10 protein-coding genes are annotated in these 15,792 nt (G+C 44.1%); 7 read left to right on the plus strand and 3 right to left on the minus strand.

Annotation, left to right across the window (positions count from 1 at the left end):
* Positions 1–141: 141 nt before the first annotated feature.
* Both AAFN85_RS06880 and AAFN85_RS06885 read left to right on the plus strand, forming a co-directional pair.
* Positions 142–564, plus strand: a complete 423-nt coding sequence (locus AAFN85_RS06880; protein WP_347526332.1) for a DoxX family protein — start codon at positions 142–144, stop codon at positions 562–564.
* Between the two features lie 61 nt (positions 565–625).
* The gene (locus AAFN85_RS06885; protein ID WP_347526333.1) at positions 626–1,222 is read left to right on the plus strand and encodes a dihydrofolate reductase family protein; all 597 of its coding nucleotides are present in this window, start codon (positions 626–628) and stop codon (positions 1,220–1,222) included.
* Between the two features lie 89 nt (positions 1,223–1,311).
* Here AAFN85_RS06885 and AAFN85_RS06890 read toward each other — a convergent pair whose 3' ends face one another.
* Positions 1,312–2,928 carry a carboxylesterase/lipase family protein gene (locus tag AAFN85_RS06890; RefSeq protein ID WP_347526334.1) on the minus strand — a complete coding sequence of 539 codons (1,617 nt, stop codon included), beginning with the start codon at positions 2,926–2,928 and terminating at the stop codon, positions 1,312–1,314.
* A 224-nt stretch (positions 2,929–3,152) separates the two neighbouring features.
* Between AAFN85_RS06890 and AAFN85_RS06895 the strand changes: the two genes are divergently transcribed.
* Positions 3,153–3,926: a hypothetical protein gene (locus AAFN85_RS06895; protein WP_347526335.1), complete on the plus strand. Its 774-nt coding sequence runs from the start codon at positions 3,153–3,155 to the stop codon at positions 3,924–3,926.
* Between the two features lie 25 nt (positions 3,927–3,951).
* Here AAFN85_RS06895 and AAFN85_RS06900 read toward each other — a convergent pair whose 3' ends face one another.
* Complete coding sequence (locus AAFN85_RS06900) at positions 3,952–4,557, minus strand: DoxX family protein (protein WP_347526336.1); 606 nt, start codon at positions 4,555–4,557, stop codon at positions 3,952–3,954.
* Positions 4,558–4,640: 83 nt separating this feature from the next.
* Here AAFN85_RS06900 and AAFN85_RS06905 point away from each other — a divergent pair, with 83 nt between their 5' ends.
* The 4 genes from AAFN85_RS06905 (at position 4,641) to AAFN85_RS06920 (ending at position 12,563) form a co-directional block, all read left to right on the plus strand.
* Complete coding sequence (locus tag AAFN85_RS06905; RefSeq protein ID WP_347526337.1) at positions 4,641–6,125, plus strand: PLP-dependent aminotransferase family protein; 1,485 nt, start codon at positions 4,641–4,643, stop codon at positions 6,123–6,125.
* 995 nt (positions 6,126–7,120) lie between these two features.
* Positions 7,121–10,120, plus strand: a complete 3,000-nt coding sequence (locus AAFN85_RS06910; protein WP_347526338.1) for a glycosyl hydrolase family 28-related protein — start codon at positions 7,121–7,123, stop codon at positions 10,118–10,120.
* Positions 10,121–10,139: 19 nt separating this feature from the next.
* Positions 10,140–11,399, plus strand: a complete 1,260-nt coding sequence (locus tag AAFN85_RS06915; RefSeq protein WP_347526339.1) for a DUF5009 domain-containing protein — start codon at positions 10,140–10,142, stop codon at positions 11,397–11,399.
* Between the two features lie 24 nt (positions 11,400–11,423).
* Entirely contained in the window at positions 11,424–12,563 is a 1,140-nt protein-coding gene (locus AAFN85_RS06920) for a glycoside hydrolase family 18 protein (RefSeq protein WP_347526340.1), read from the plus strand.
* Between the two features lie 231 nt (positions 12,564–12,794).
* Here the strand turns inward: AAFN85_RS06920 and AAFN85_RS06925 are convergent, their stop codons facing one another.
* Positions 12,795–15,704: a glycoside hydrolase family 9 protein gene (locus tag AAFN85_RS06925; protein WP_347526341.1), complete on the minus strand. Its 2,910-nt coding sequence runs from the start codon at positions 15,702–15,704 to the stop codon at positions 12,795–12,797.
* Between the last annotated feature and the right edge of the window lie 88 nt (positions 15,705–15,792).

Raw genomic sequence — 15,792 nt, forward strand, 5'->3', positions numbered from 1 at the left:
TGGTTTTTGATAAAGATAAAAAACACAAAAGTCGCAATCAACCCCTTTATTCGTCCTTTTTACACACCACGCAATTTTAACAACCTGTATAACTTTGTATCGTTAACCAATTAAAATCAAATCACTCAATACAATATCATCATGAAACCAAAAACAATCAAAACCCTGTACTGGATCTTCACCATTTTATTTGCTCTGGCTATGCTGGGCGATGCTTACGGAGGTATAACCATGCAACAGGCTGGTAAGGATTCGCTGGCTAAACTTGGCTACCCAATGTACCTGCTGGTAATTATGGGTTCGGCAAAGATCTTTGGGATTATCGCCATTCTGCAAACCAGGTACCGTATTATTAAAGAGTGGGCTTACTCGGGTTTCACCATCAGTTTCATTGGCGCATTTTTATCATGGACGGTTGTTGGCGGCGGTCCGGCCAATTATATAGCTCCACTTGTAATGCTGGCTGTAATGTTCTTCACCTACTTTTTATGGAAAAAATATGAATCGGTAAAAGATCTGTCTGCAACCAACACCGTATTGGCAGGTAACGCCAGCGTAGCTTAATAATTGATCAAATTGAATTTGCCGGGCAAGTAAAATACAGGCCGGACTAATGTTGTAAACCATGCGGAAGCTCATTGTATCAGTAAATATCACCCTCGACGGTTTTGCCGCCGATATAGATGGTGGGTTGGACTGGCACCTGCAAAGCTGGAGCAATGAGCAGGCCTATAAAGTTGCAGAAATACTGAGCCAGGCAGATACATTATTGTTGGGCCGAAAAACCTATCAGGCCATGGCCGCTTACTGGCCCTTTCAGGCAAAAAATATAAACTTTCCGCGCGAAGATATTGCCTATGCCGAAATGATGAATAACTACCGCAAGGTGGTGCTTTCAAAAACTATGCGGCATGTTACGTGGCATAATTCGGTATTAATAAATACGGATGTTAAACAAGCGATAAGTGATTTAAAAAAACAGCCCGGAAGCGATATCCTTACTTACGGAAGCATCAGCACGGTAAAAAAAATGGCTGCCTTTGGTTTGGTTGATGAGTATCAGCTGTGGGTGCATCCGGTGATGCTGGGCAAGGGAGTACCATTCATCAATCAACCTGTAAACGAATTGAAATCGATATCGGTAAATAGATTTGGATCGGGCGTGAGCTTAATGATTTGCAGGGATATAACAAGCTTGCGCTCGTTTGCAACGAGTGCTTAATATGGTTTAGCGATTGTATCGCCGGTGCATTATAAACGCACACCCACGTTAAGCGCTCGTTGCAAACGAGCGCAAGGTATCAGAAGTGTTTAAGGTTTCGGCGTAGCCGAAGCAACGATCTTCAATAATTCATCATCCGGGTGATTTTTAAGTGCGCACTGATTATCCAATATCATAGTTGCGCCGTTTTCGGCAGTATATGCAGGCCACTTTGGTAACGATGGGGTATTGGGATTGCCTGTTTTAGCAAAGTTGATCCAGGCACTGCTGATCTTGTCTGCCAATGCATAGGCTTCTTTACCTCCGCCGGTCATTTCCTGGCAACGGGCGATATTGTTAAACTGAAAAGCGATATCCATGCAGTGCATGGCCTTATACATGCCGCCATTTACCGGCGATTGCCAGGTAAACAAGTACATATAAACGGGTGCAGCACCGCTAACCGCTTTTTCATTAGCTTGCTTTACAGCCATTGCACGGAAATTAAATTCAATGTCGGTATAACCGGCAGGGGTTGAAACCGTAGGATAGGTGCTTTTTACCGCTGCCATAAAAGCATCAGTTTTATCACCGTATTTTTTCTGCAGAACGGCTTTCAGTTCATCCATTGTTTGGTTTTTAGGTGCAGGAACAAATGGTGTAAACTCGTTTTTAGTTGTGCCTACTAAAAGAGGAACGTTTTTAGCAAGCTCTTTAGCTGTCGCGTCAGATGGTTGATAAGGCAGGATATCGCCGTCTAAAGCTGGTCCCCAGCCGTTCATGCTTTTGCCTTCTTTACGCAGCTCGGCAGATACTTTGCGCATGGCCCGTTTGCCTGCCTCGTTCAATATATCGTAAGGGATTTTCTGTAACGAATCAACCTGTGATGCTTGTAAATGAAGTTCATCCAACAAGGCTGCGGCAACTTTTTGGGTAGCCGGTTTCTCGTTGAAACTGGTGATGTAACTGCCACTCTCAACAATAGCGTTCTTAAATAAACCTTTAGCCGATGGCGCGTTCATTAAGCAGGTAACCTTACCGCCACCGCCCGATTGGCCGAAGATGGTTACATTATCCGGATCGCCACCAAACTGGGCTATATTATCATGTACCCACTGCAATGCCAGTTTCAGATCAAGTAAGCCAGCATTGGCCGAGCCTTTATATTTATCGCCATAGGCCGAAAGATCTAAGAAGCCCAGGATATTTAAACGATGATTAACCGATACCAACACCACATCGCCTTTTTTGGCCAGGTTCTCGCCATCATAGGATGGTAACTCGATTGATGAACCTGCTGTAAAGCCGCCACCATGCAGCCATACCATTACCGGGCGTTTTTTACCGTCGTTTAGCTTTTGTGTCCATACGTTAAGCGATTGACAATGCTCGTTTTGATAACCCAGATCATGCTGAAAGGCAAATTCAAACTCGTCGTTTACAGTCAGCGTTGGATCGGTAGGGCAAACCGGGCCGTAGGTTTTTGAGCTGCGCACATCTGTCCAGGCATCGGGTTTTTGAGGTGCCATAAACCTATCGGCTTTGGCGTAGGGGATGCCTTTAAATGTGAAAATGCCGTTGTGGATATAGCCTTTTACCTTCCCGCTTTCGGTATTGGTTATCGCTACGTCATTACCGGCTACAACAGGCTCGGCGCTTTGAGCAAATGCAGATGATGATAAAACACAAGCAAATAAAAGCAACAAGAAAGTATTGTTTCTTTTCATGATATATTGGTTAATTGGTTACAAAACAAGTTATCCCAATGGTGCAGATAACAACGAAGAAGTAAATCCTCGTGTGATGAATTTATTGTGTGAATATAACACAATGGGTTTTGTAAAAGCAATATATATCAGTTTTTTTACGCGGATAATTTCGGCAGATAAATTATTGCTGGCCAATCAATAATGGTATATAATTTACCTAAATTTAATCATTCGATAGTTTTATGTACCTACGCCTGTTTTACATCGTCATAGCACTTTTTTGTATTTGCTCATGCAATAACGCACCGCGCAAAACCGATGCGCTTAACCTAAAATCTAAAGCAGCAAATAAGAAAGCACCAACAGACACGGTGACTAAAAAGCCGCGACCTGTGTTCGGTTATCGGTTTGTTATTTCGGGCGATTTTGATGGAGACGGAAAGCCGGAAAAGCTAATAGAGCGTTTTCACGATGGGATTACCGATAAGGAAACCAATAAATTTTATGAGGCGGATTATGACTATAGCCATAATATGGCCTTTAAAAGAAAAACGCATTCGTTTTTAGAATGTGATAAACCATCTGTTAACAGGCTGGAAATAAATTCGGGAGGGAGTTTTGGTTTACTTTATCTTAAAAACGAAGGTGATTTAAATGGCGATGGAAATGATGAGGTCTCTTACGTAACTAACAACGCCGACTGGTCCAGCTTAAATAGCTATACCATCCTCACATACAAGCACGGTAAATGGAACACATTATACTGGTTTCCCATTTGGGAGTGGCAGCTTCCGCCATTGCCGGAAGCTGCTAACGCGTATGGTATTGCAGGTATTGACCAGATTGTTGTTATAAAATCAGATACCACCAATCAACGCCTGTTAAAAGAACTTGTCGCCTTTAAAGGTCTTGCAAAAAAGATCAGTAACAAAAAACTACAGATCATATACCGAAGTCCGGAAATATCAGAAGATACCATCATCGTTAATTTAAAAGATCGCCATCCTAAATTGTAACAGGCAATCTTTCGGCGGGGGGACTTTAAATCCGGTAATCGAGCTTTACCAGGGCTTTGATTTGTTTTATTTCAGATGATGAGTAGGTGCTTTCATAATCGTATGCGGGTTTAATGGTTAGGGGATGATCAACGGCAGGTTGTTCTGCGGTATGCTGTGATGTTTGATAGGAAGTTAATTTCCTGTTGATGTTACGCGATCCCAACCAATTGTCTACACTCCATGGAAATTGCGCTGAACCCGCCAGCAAAAAACTCGCGGCACTCAATGTAAACACTGAATATCCCAGCGGCGATTCTATACCAAAGGAGACGGCCATCGCGGTAGCAAAACATAAACTAAGCAGGCCGCTGCCAATTGCTGCTATGCGAGTAAATAAACCGATGATGAGTAGAAAGCCAAAGCCACCCTCCCCAATGGTTGCTAAGGTGGCCAATGGATTTACCAATGCCGATGGTAAAAAACTCATTACCTGTTTGGCGTAAGCTGTAAAATGTTTCCAATCGCCCCAGCCTACGTGTGCTTGTCCGTTAGGACCTAATAAACCGAGGCGATCTGCTACTTCCCAAAGGTAACTTACGCCGATGGCTAACCGGAGGAACAAGGATGATGCTTTTTGATTGATTGACATGGTTTTATTGGATTTGATGATCAAAAATACCAACGCTATGGACTATGTTTGTAGTCCACAATTTACATTAGCGATAGTCCACCATGATGCTTGTCGAAAGTTTATTAAGCGTAGATAAAAACAGCCAGATCCCTGTTTATTTGCAAATTAGTAATGGTATTATCAGGTACATAAGGCAGGGCACTTTAAAGCCGGGCTCGGCATTGCCGGCAAGCCGGGCGCTTGCATCATCGTTAAATGTGCACCGCAAAACGGTGGTGGCGGCATACGATGAATTGTACGCCCAAAGCTGGGTTGATGTTATTGCCCGCAAGGGGATCTATGTAGCTAATAACCTGCCCGAGGTATCGGCCCGGTCAATTGATAAAACTGTACAAAAGCATAAGCTTGCCGATAGTACCTCATTTAAGGTAGACAATGAACGTGTAAACCATCGTTCGGAGTTTAAAGCGCTTCCCGAAGGTAATATCACTTTTACAGAAGGTTTCCCGGATACGAGGATAGCGCCGGTTGAGTTAATGGTGCGCGAATACCGGCGGATGGCAGGCTATCGTTTCACACATAAATACCTGATGTATGGATCGGAGCAGGGATCAGAAAACCTGCGCACCGAACTTGCCCGTTTTTTGGGCGAGACAAGGGGATTACATGTAAGTGCCGATGATATCCTGATTACCAAAGGTGTACAAATGGCAATTTATCTTTGTGCCGAGGTGCTCATCAACAAAAACGATGTGGTTATTGTGGCCGATCCGGGCTATATAGGTGCCAATGAGGTTTTTGAACAGGCCGGGGCAAAACTGGCTTTGGTACCAGTGGATGAACAGGGTATGGATATCGACGCTGTGGAAGCTATTTGCGCCGAAAGAAAAGTGCGGATGTTGTATGTTGTACCGCATCACCATCAACCAACCACGGTCACCCTAAGTTCGGAACGACGTATGCGCCTGCTCGAACTGGCCAAAAAGTACCAGTTCGCTATTATTGAGGACGATTATGATTTCGATTTTCATTACACCTGCGGGCCGATACTACCGCTTATCAGCGCCGACTATGATGGCAATGTAATTTACGTAGGCTCCTTTTGTAAAACCATAGCCCCTGGCATTAGGATAGGTTTTATGGTGGCCCCCAAAAACTTTTTGCAGCAAGCCACCCGCTTACGCAGGCATATTGACCGCCAGGGAGAGCACCTGTTGGAGGAAGCCATGGCAAACCTTTTGAAAAATGGTGATATAGGCCGTCATCTTAAAAATGCCAACAAACTTTATCACGAACGCCGGGACACGCTATGCCGCTTGCTGAGCGAACAGTTATGCGATCTGATCGAATTTAAAATACCCGACGGCGGCTTTGCTATTTGGATAAAGTATCGCAATGGCCTTGATTCGGCCCTGGTATCTGAAAAAGCGAATGAGTTGGGTTTATCTATAGGGGCGGGTACCGATTATTATTATGACAGATCATTTAAGCACAGTTTTGTACGGATAGGCTTTGCATCGTTGAATGAAAAAGAAATGATTGAGGCTGTAGAGATCTGGAAGCGGGCTATCCTTAAGGTGCGTTAGTTATGCTGATTTGATTTTTGGCATAGGGGTGTTTTATAGGTTGATATGCCTTTTATCAATACGCTGTCAGTGCTATGTCAGGTCGTGTCATACTTTCAAGCTGGAATTTTTCTGCCAAAACCGCCTCGTGTCATGTCAGTGACAAAATGGCGTTAAATTTTTATAAAAAAGCTAAGCGGAGTTTTAATTTGAGATGCCCGATTGTTTTTTTGACAAAGTAATGTTTTGAATAAAATTTTTGAGATCATTTTGCTGTCGATAGCAATAAGGTCATGAAAATATTTCTTAAAAAATAATTCACTTCTTGTTTATGGTATTAACCCGAAAAAATTTGATAAAACAGGGTTTTTTAATTTTTTTCGGATGAAAATATGCCTGTTTTTCTGGTAGTTAAATAAAAAATGAAATTTAAATGGTCTAAAAACTCTTTTTTCTCAACGGGAATCGAAAAAAAACAATTTCAAAAACGAGGGTTTTTTATCTAAATAGCTGATTTATAGCATTGATTTTTTACTGGCACATATTTAGCGCAAACGCAGCCGGGATAGGTACAATTGTTCTTGCATCCCGGCCATAAGGCATGCCTGCAGGAACGGTTGTGTTATTCCGCAAAAATTAACTCAATAATCAAAATATTAAAAATTAAAGTCATGTTAACCGTATTAGAAGTTGCCCTTTTCTTAGCTGTAATTATTGTTCCTTTAACTCCTGCCAGAAAAACTGCAAAGTAATTTCAGCTGAATAAAAACAGTTAATGAATGGGCGGCCTTTGGTTGCCCATTTTTGTTTTATACCAATTTCTCTCCGTTTTTCCTTCATTATCAGCACCATCATCTTTTATTGTATCAACGCTTTATATATAATGTTACACAGCGTAGTGGTGATGTAGTGCCATAATAATAGTATCCGATAACCCTATCAGATACATTTGCAGGGTGGGTTATTCTGTTTTAAGCAAGTATCTCACGCCGTATAAACCATTATTATAAGCTGAAGTGAAAAAATTAACCCTGTTAATTGCTGTTGCCTTTTCTGCCCAAAGTATTTGCTTTGGCCTTTCAAAACCTATAAAAAAAGATGATGGCGGTAAATCGATCTATCCCGCCCGCCTGCAGGATTCGGACGCTGTTTATTTTACGCCGGATAATTTCAAGATCAAGGCCGATGGTAAAACCGATGTTTCCGACGAGTTACAGGCTGCCATCACCAAAGTAAAAACCGAACACAATTTCGGCGTGCTTTTCATCCCCGAAGGGAAATATCTCATCTCCAAAACCATTTACATACCTACTGCTGTACGCTTGATAGGTTACGGCAAAAATCGCCCGGAGATCATCCTCGCCAAAAATTCGCCCGGCTTTCAAACTCAATATGAGAATGATAAAGGCCATGCTAAATACATGTTTTGGTTTGTGAGCAACCTATCCAAACCCGGCGATGAGGTACATGATGCCGGAGCTTCTACCTTTTATAGCTCGATATCAAACATCAATCTAAAAATAGAGGATGGCAACCCTTACGCCGTAGCTATGCGCACACACTTTGCCCAGCACAGTTTTATAGCCCATGTTGATGTACAGATAGGCAAAGGCCTGGCCGGGATGTTTGATGTAGGTAACGAGATGGAAGATGTACGCTTTTTTGGCGGCCAATATGGTATTTACACCACTAAGCCATCACCAGGCTGGCAATTTATGATGGTGGATACGTATTTTGAAGGCCAGGGCGAAGCCGCCATCCGTACCCAGGAAGCCGGCTTGACCATCGTACGTATGAATGTAAAAAATGTGCCCACGGTGATCAGTATCAATCCCAACTACCACGAAAAGCTTTTTATGGAAGATTGCCGTTTCGATGGGGTAAGCGGGCCTGCCATCATTATCAGTAACGAGGATAACGCCTTTAACCAGATCAACCTGCGCAATGTAGTTTGCCGTAATGTACCGGTGTTGGCCAGTTATCGGCGCAGCGGCAAAACCACACCGGGAGCCGGGGCGATATATAGGGTGAAAAACTTTACCTACGGCCTGCAAATAGATGGCCTTGATGCCGAACCGCAGTATAAAACCATTAACGAGCAGGAAAAATTAAGTGCTTTACCCGCTCCTGCGCAAAAAGATATACCCGATTTTCCCGCAATAAATACCTGGGCAAACTTAAAAAGCCTCGGTGCTAAAGGCGATGGTGTTACCGACGATACACAGGCTATCCAGGCGGCGATAGATAAATACGAAACCATATACGTGCCGCAAGGTTGGTATCGCGTTAGCCAAACCATTAAATTAAAGCCAGATACCAAACTTATAGGTCTCAACCCGATAGCAACCCAATTTCTAATTGCCGATAATACGCCTGCTTTTGGCGGCTTCGGCGGCCCGGTTGCTTTGCTCGAGTCATCAAAAGGAGGCAATAATATTTTAAGTGGGATAGGTCTTTGTACCTGTGCCGATAATCCGCGCGCAGTGGCCTGCAAATGGATGGCGGGCGAAAGATCGTATATGAACGATGTGAAGTTTATAGGTGGACACGGCGGCATGCAAAGGGTTGGTACACCCAGAACGCAATCGGGAGGTGGTGCTTACAGTCGCGCGCAAAATGGCGGTGATGCATCCTGGGATACCCAGTACTGGAGCCTTTGGGTAACCAACGGTGGCGGCGGTACTTTTAAAGATATCTGGAGCGCTAATACTTATGCAACAGCGGGTACTTATATATCAAATACCCAAACTCCAGGCAGAATCTACGCTATGTCGATAGAGCACCACGTACGTAACGAGGTTAGGTTTAACAACGTTGCCAACTGGAAGGTGTACGCTATGCAGCTGGAAGAGGAAAGCCGTGAAAGTACCGAATGCCAGCCTATGGAACTGGAAAATTCGGGTAATATGGTTTTTGCTAATCTGTATATGTTTAGGGTGATCAGGGTTAATAAACCCGCGCCGTATTCTATCCGCAAATGGGGCGGCAAAAACATCGAAATGCTGAATGTACACAACTACAGCCAAATCAAATATACCAGCACCTTGCCGCTGTATGATATCAATACCAATACCGAAGTAAGGCCCTGGGAATTTGCAAGGCTGATGATCAATGATCAAAGTAACATTGCTGATTTGCCTGCGGATGGAAAAATTACCAAACTGGCAACAGGTTTTGAATTTGCTTCGGCAGCGTGTGCCGATAGTAAAGGAAATGTTTACTTCAGCGAGCAGCGGATGAAACGGATCTACAAATGGTCGGCGGTAACTAAGCAGATCAGTTTATTGGCCGATTATCCTTGGGAGCCGCTTTCATTAGCTTGTGATAAAAACGATAACTTATTGGTGGTTTTTAAATATATACCCAGGTCCGGATACCTGGTAAATGGCAAACCCGAAAAATTTGATAACCCAGCCGATGCAGCGGGAACCTCATTCAGCGGTTGGGGAAACTCAGGCTTTGCAAGTTGGGCTTATTCTATCAACCCGGAAAATCCTGATGAATCTATCCAAAAACTGAATACTATACCTATGGGCCAGGTAAAGCAGGTTTATAAAGCTTTATATCCCGCTCACCGCTGGAGGGATTACCATGATTTTAATACCGTAACCATAAATAAACCAACCGAATGCTTTGTAGCGCCCGATGGTGTTACCATTATTCCGGTAGTTTATGACCTGGCCCGTTCAACAGCGCTGGCCCAGGCTTATCCGGGAAAGCCATTGTACAGCAGCGATGAGTATGATAAACGTACGGTTAGTACAACGGTAAACAACGAAGGCTATATCAGCGATCTGAAATACTTTGCCGAAAGGGGAGAGTTTGCCTCGACAACCGATGCCTTGGGCAACGTATACATAGCCGACGGACAAGTATACATTTACGATAGCACCGGCAAACAGACCGGCGAAATAAAAGTACCCGAACGCCCAACGGGTTTAACTTTCGGCGGACCCGGAAATAATACTTTGTATATTACAAGTCACAACTCATTGTTTTCGGTAAAAATAAAATAACACACCTAATTACAATTTAATGCAACAATTACCCAAGCGCCTTTTATCTATCGATGTTCTGCGGGCCATCACTATGCTGTTGATGATATTTGTTAACGATGCCAGCGGCGTAAGGCATATTCCTGAATGGATTGATCATGCCAAAGGTTTTGAAGATAGGATGGGTTTTGCCGATACTATCTTTCCGGCGTTTTTATTTATTGTTGGCTTGTCGTTGCCATTCGCTATTAATAATCGCATTAAAAAGGGGGATAGCGCTAAAGATGTGTTGTTTTACATCCTTGTTCGCAGTGGGGCTCTTCTTATCATGGGCTTTTTCCATGTAAATATGGAAGAGTTTAATTCGGATGCGGCTGTGATCTCCAAAGCGGTTTGGGCATTGGTTGTCACTACAGCGTTTTTCCTCATCTGGCTGGACTATCCCGAAACCATGGCCAAGGGCAGGAGATATGCGCTCCAGATTTTAGGGATAGCGTTATTGATTGCCATGGCTGTGGTTTATAAAGGCGGCGAAGATGGCGAGGTTCATGGCATGGAACCATCATGGTGGGGAATATTGGGTTTGATAGGCTGGTCGTACCTGGTATGTGCGCTGATCTATTTCGCGGTAAAGGGAAAATTAAATTCGCTCATTGTAGCCTGGATCGTATTGGCGGCTGTCAATATTATTGCTCATAGTGTATTTAAAATCAAAGTAATGCGCGATGAATCGATAGTGAAAATTGCGGGCGATGATGTTACCGGTACTTTCATCGGCAATGCCATTATATTTTTAAAACCATTATGGATCATCCACGATGCCTCGACAATGACACTCACTATGGGAGGCGTAGTAATTTCGGGTATTTATTCCAAACTGGTTGAAACGGGTAAAACCCAACGCATTTGGGCAACGCTGGCTATTGTTGGCGTATTGCTTTTGGTAGCAGGTTTCGCAATAAGGCCTTATGCCGAAGGGATCTCTAAGATCCGCTCAACGCCAGCCTGGGTGTTTATCTGTTCGGGTATTACAACGCTGGCGTTTTTGATATTAATTTATGTGGTTGATGTTAAGGGCAAGGTGAACGCCTTTAAATGGATAAAACCGGCGGGTACCAGTACGTTAACATGTTACCTGATCCCATACTTCCAGGTGTTTATTCTCGAATTGCTCAATGTACGATATCCCAGCCTGATCAACAACGGCTTGCCCGGCCTGTTGCGGTCGTTTGCCACAGCTTTTTTAATTATACTGCTGGGTGGCCTGATGGAAAAGAAACGATTACGACTTAAAATTTAAACCTTTCATCTCTAAATAATTATAATGACAACTATTTCTAAATTTTGCAGGGTGTTACGCCTTGCCGGGGTGCTTACATGTTTAATATTGGCGTTTTTCAATGCCGAGGCGCAAAAAGTGAAGCAAAAAAAACATGTGATAATAGGTTATGTGGGCGGTTATCGAGGCCTAACGGATACCACCATGGTCGACCCGACAAAGCTCACGCACATTAATTACGCTTTTGTTGATGTGCAGCACAACCGGGCTTGGTTAACGCATCGCCGCACCGATACAACTAACTTCAGATATCTTGTTGGTTTGAAGAAAAAGAACCCCAACCTTAAGGTGCTCATTTCAATAGGCGGATGGATTTGGAGTAAAAACTTTTCGGATATGGCGCTTACTGATACAGGTCGTAAAGCATTCGCCGCAAGCGCTGTGGATATTATTAGGCAGTTTAAAATGGATGGGGTAGATATTGATTGGGAGTATCCTAACGCCTATGGAGCAGGTAACGTTTACCGCCCGGAAGATAAAGTGAATTACACCCTGATGTTTGTTGAGTTGCGTGCCGAACTCGATAAACTGCAAAAGGAGACAGGAAAAAAGAAATTGCTTACCGCTGCCGTAGGCGCTTTTGAGCGGTTTACTCAAAACACCGAAATGGATAAAGTAGGCAAGCTATTGGATTACATCAACCTCATGACCTATGATTACGGTGCCGATTTGGCTGTACACCACACCGGACTATATGGCTCCAAATACCTTAAAACCGAAAATAACTCCGACGCTGGTACTCAGGCATTCATTAATGCAGGTGTACCGCGCGAAAAACTGGTACTGGGCATGGCGTTTTACTCCCGCTCGGTAAGGGTATCAGATAGTACCAAAACAGGCTTGGGTTCAAAAAGCCTCGGAAGGATGCGCGGCGGAGGTTATACTTTTATTAAAGATAGCTTGTTAACCAATAAAGCTTTTAAATACTATCGTGATAAAAGCGCGCAAGCCCCATACCTGTACAATCCAACTACCCGCCAGTTTTTATCTTTTGATGATGAATGGTCGATAAAAAAGAAATGTAAGTATGTTAAAAAGCAAGGGATGGCAGGAGTGATGTTTTGGGAATATGCCGATGATAAAAAGGAATACCTGCTGGATGCAGCAAACAGTCATTTAAATTAATAATAACCTAAATCTTGTACAAACAAAAAAGCCGTCCGGATTGCCGGGCGGCTTTTTTGCTTAGGTATAAACTTATGCTTGTTTTTCTCTTGCGCTCATCTGTGATGAGTGCTTAATATGGTTTTGCGTTTGTAACGCAATAGTGGAGGCCCAATTTTGACATATCCTTTCAATGGCGTGTAGAATATCACTCATCACAGATCAGCGTAAGGAAGTTGTATTTTTTTATAATTACTTCTCCCAAACAGTCCCTCTAATCTCCTCCCTCGCCGATATATTATCATCCGGAATAACCACAGCTACCCACGCAGCTTTTTTATCATCAATATTTCCTTTCCATTCAAAACTTAAAGGAACCCCTTGCTTAAGTGTAACTTGTTTAGGCGCAGAACCAAGGTTTAAGTTATCAGCACGGATGCTAAAGCTATGGGAACCGCTTCCCCATACGTTTACTTTTATAGCTACTTCGCCATCTGCCATCACGGTTTTTGATAACTGAAATTTCAAGAACTTATCCTTACGGAGATCCAAATGATAGTTTGATGCCGGCAATAAAGTTTGGGTTAGCGACTGGCCGTTGCTTGTAATATCATATTGCCCCTGCGGCAGGCTCGTTTTAAACTTTCTGGTTGGCGCGTCTGGTTTTACAATGGTAGTTAAACCGGTGCTCAACTCTTTAAAAATGACAGGAGCATTGGCTATCCCTTCAACTATGGCCGGGCCTTCTACATCTTTCAACAGCCATATCCAGTTGGTAACCGGGTGGCCCCAGATCTCCTTATAAGTCCACATCGCTTGAACCGGCCAGTATGGTATATCGTTTTCATCCTTAGTTTGAATGCCTACTGGTAAGCCGCCAACCATATCGCCGGATGATGGGGTGTAAAGCGGCACATAATCATAACCTTCGCCGTACATGGTGCTTGCCGAGAATGGGTTACGGCCAATGATCCATTCCAGTTGGTTGATGGAAAGTTGTGCAGATGGCAGGTCGCCCCTCAGATGGGCCGCGTTTGCCAATGCCTGCGCCTGCGGTAAAATAGTACCGAAATGTCCGCGGTAATCCATCCATACCGGGAACAGGCGCAGATAATGACCCTTACCGAGCGGTACACCTTTTAAAACCTGTTTACGAAATGATTCGCGGCGACTTTCGGGCACGCTTTCGTATTCTGTATCAGTATATACCGATGCGGGCATCACATTGTAAGGCGCGGTGTATTTGGCAATGGTTTTCAGGTATTCTGAATACAGCGTTACCGAAGTGTACCATTTGATCCAGTCCTTATCATTAGGGAAAGCTTCACAAAGCTGTGTTAAGGCCATGGTTGGCGCCTGTTCACGGCCACGATGGCAATAATGCAAGATGCGTTCTTTTGCTGTTGATGTGTAAAAGAAGCCGGTTAGCGGCGTATCCCAATCCGGTCTTTCGCGCTGCTGGGCATTGGTAATAAAAGGTGCTTGTTTTATGGCGAGTTCTTTGTATTTATTATTACCTGTGGCTTTCCATAAAGCGATGGACGAGAGGATGATCTGCGATGGTAGTTCATCTTCCACATTATTTGAATCGAAGGTGCCGCGCCATTGATCTGTAACCGGTTTAAGATTTGGCAGCCCATCTACCGCGAATTGCCAATCAGCCTCAGCTTTTTGAAGTGCGTAGCTGGCATATCTTGGGTCGATGTCTTTAAATACCCGATATCCGTAAGCTTCTACTGAAGCAGCCTCGAAGTTGGCCATTGGGGTGTTCTGCGCCGTAGTGATCACATCGTCATCATCGCCAATGATGTTATTGGTACGGCGGCTGTTGATAGAACCGGTATTGCGGTAGCCATCGCCAAAACTTGTTTTCAGGATCCAATCCAGCCCCCATTTGGCTTCTTCCAGTACACGTTGGTAAAGTTTAGGATTTTCATTGCGGGTATTCAGTTTTTCGGCCATGCTTAGCATTGCATAGGTAATTTCTTCTGTAGCCTCAAAACTTTGGGATAAGTCCCCAGCATCGTGCCAGCCACCATTAATCACTATGCGTTTATCACCATGTACACAAAGCCAGTCTTCATGTTCCTGGCCGTGGATGCCGGGGATCTCGGTTCCACATCTTTCGGCGTAGAAAAAGTTGATAGCTTTCCATACGGTGCGTTCGTAGGGATCGACATCGATTCTGAAGGGCCTCGTACTGACGCTGCCCGCTTGTAGTATATAATTTCCGGGCGCGCGTACCTCTGAAAAATCCATAACATCAAAGCTGCCAAGGTGTGATGTTATTTTTTGAATGGCTTTCTGTAAAATAATCTTTCCGTTATCGGAATTAACCAGTTTGAAATCTTTTGCCTGTATGCCGTTTGCGATGGCTGTTTTTTGCGCGCCGGTTTGATAGCCAGTATGTGCAAAGGATATTTTGCCCTGTTCAACATCCCATCCTTCAACCTTATCAGCTTTCACTGTTTCCAGTTCCATATCATCAAAGTAGAAGCGGATGTTACCAGCCTCGCCGGGGTAGCTGCCCGATAAGCCGTACGACATTTCGAAAGCCGTGATCTTATCCCTCGCCACGTTGCTGATCTCCCAAACCAGATGGTTCCATTCATGGTTTTTTAGCGTGAGCGAAGTTTGTCCTTCCTGTCCGAAGATGGCCGGGAGTTTTTCTACACCATCGTTAAACAACTGGCAATCCAGCGCGGTGGTGTAAAAGCCGGGCAGATCGGGATAAACCCAGATCGAAATTCGGTTATATTTTGTCCAGTCCTCGCCGTTAAATAACCTCCGCACACCAGAGCGCCCCCAATGTCTGCCGTTTTTAGGTGCGGCATTAGCCAGGCGGGTAGGCGTATTCATTAACAAAGCCTGCTTACCGCTATGCACATATTTATCGGATAATTCGATAGTTGCAACCGAACTGCTCGAATCCGGGGTTACCATTACCTTGCGGGCATCAACCACCTGTACGCCCGATGAGGTGAAGGAGCGCCAGTTATCCAAATTCTCCATATCATCAAGCAAGCGTTTGTCCTCCACTTTTTTGTGTAGCCAGCGGTAGGCGGCGCCATCTTCAGTATGTTCGGTCAACGGTTCGCGGATGAGGTAGAAGCCAGATAGGAGAAGGGCGGCGGCGATTAGTGTGAGGTAGATGTATTTCATAGAAGAAGAGGGATTAGCGTAATTAATGTTTGCAATACCATTCCGCCGCGTCATTGCGAGGTACGAAGCAATCGCACGGAAGCAGAGC

It is taken from the genome of Mucilaginibacter sp. CAU 1740 (genome assembly GCF_039839285.1).
GTDB lineage: Bacteria > Bacteroidota > Bacteroidia > Sphingobacteriales > Sphingobacteriaceae > Mucilaginibacter.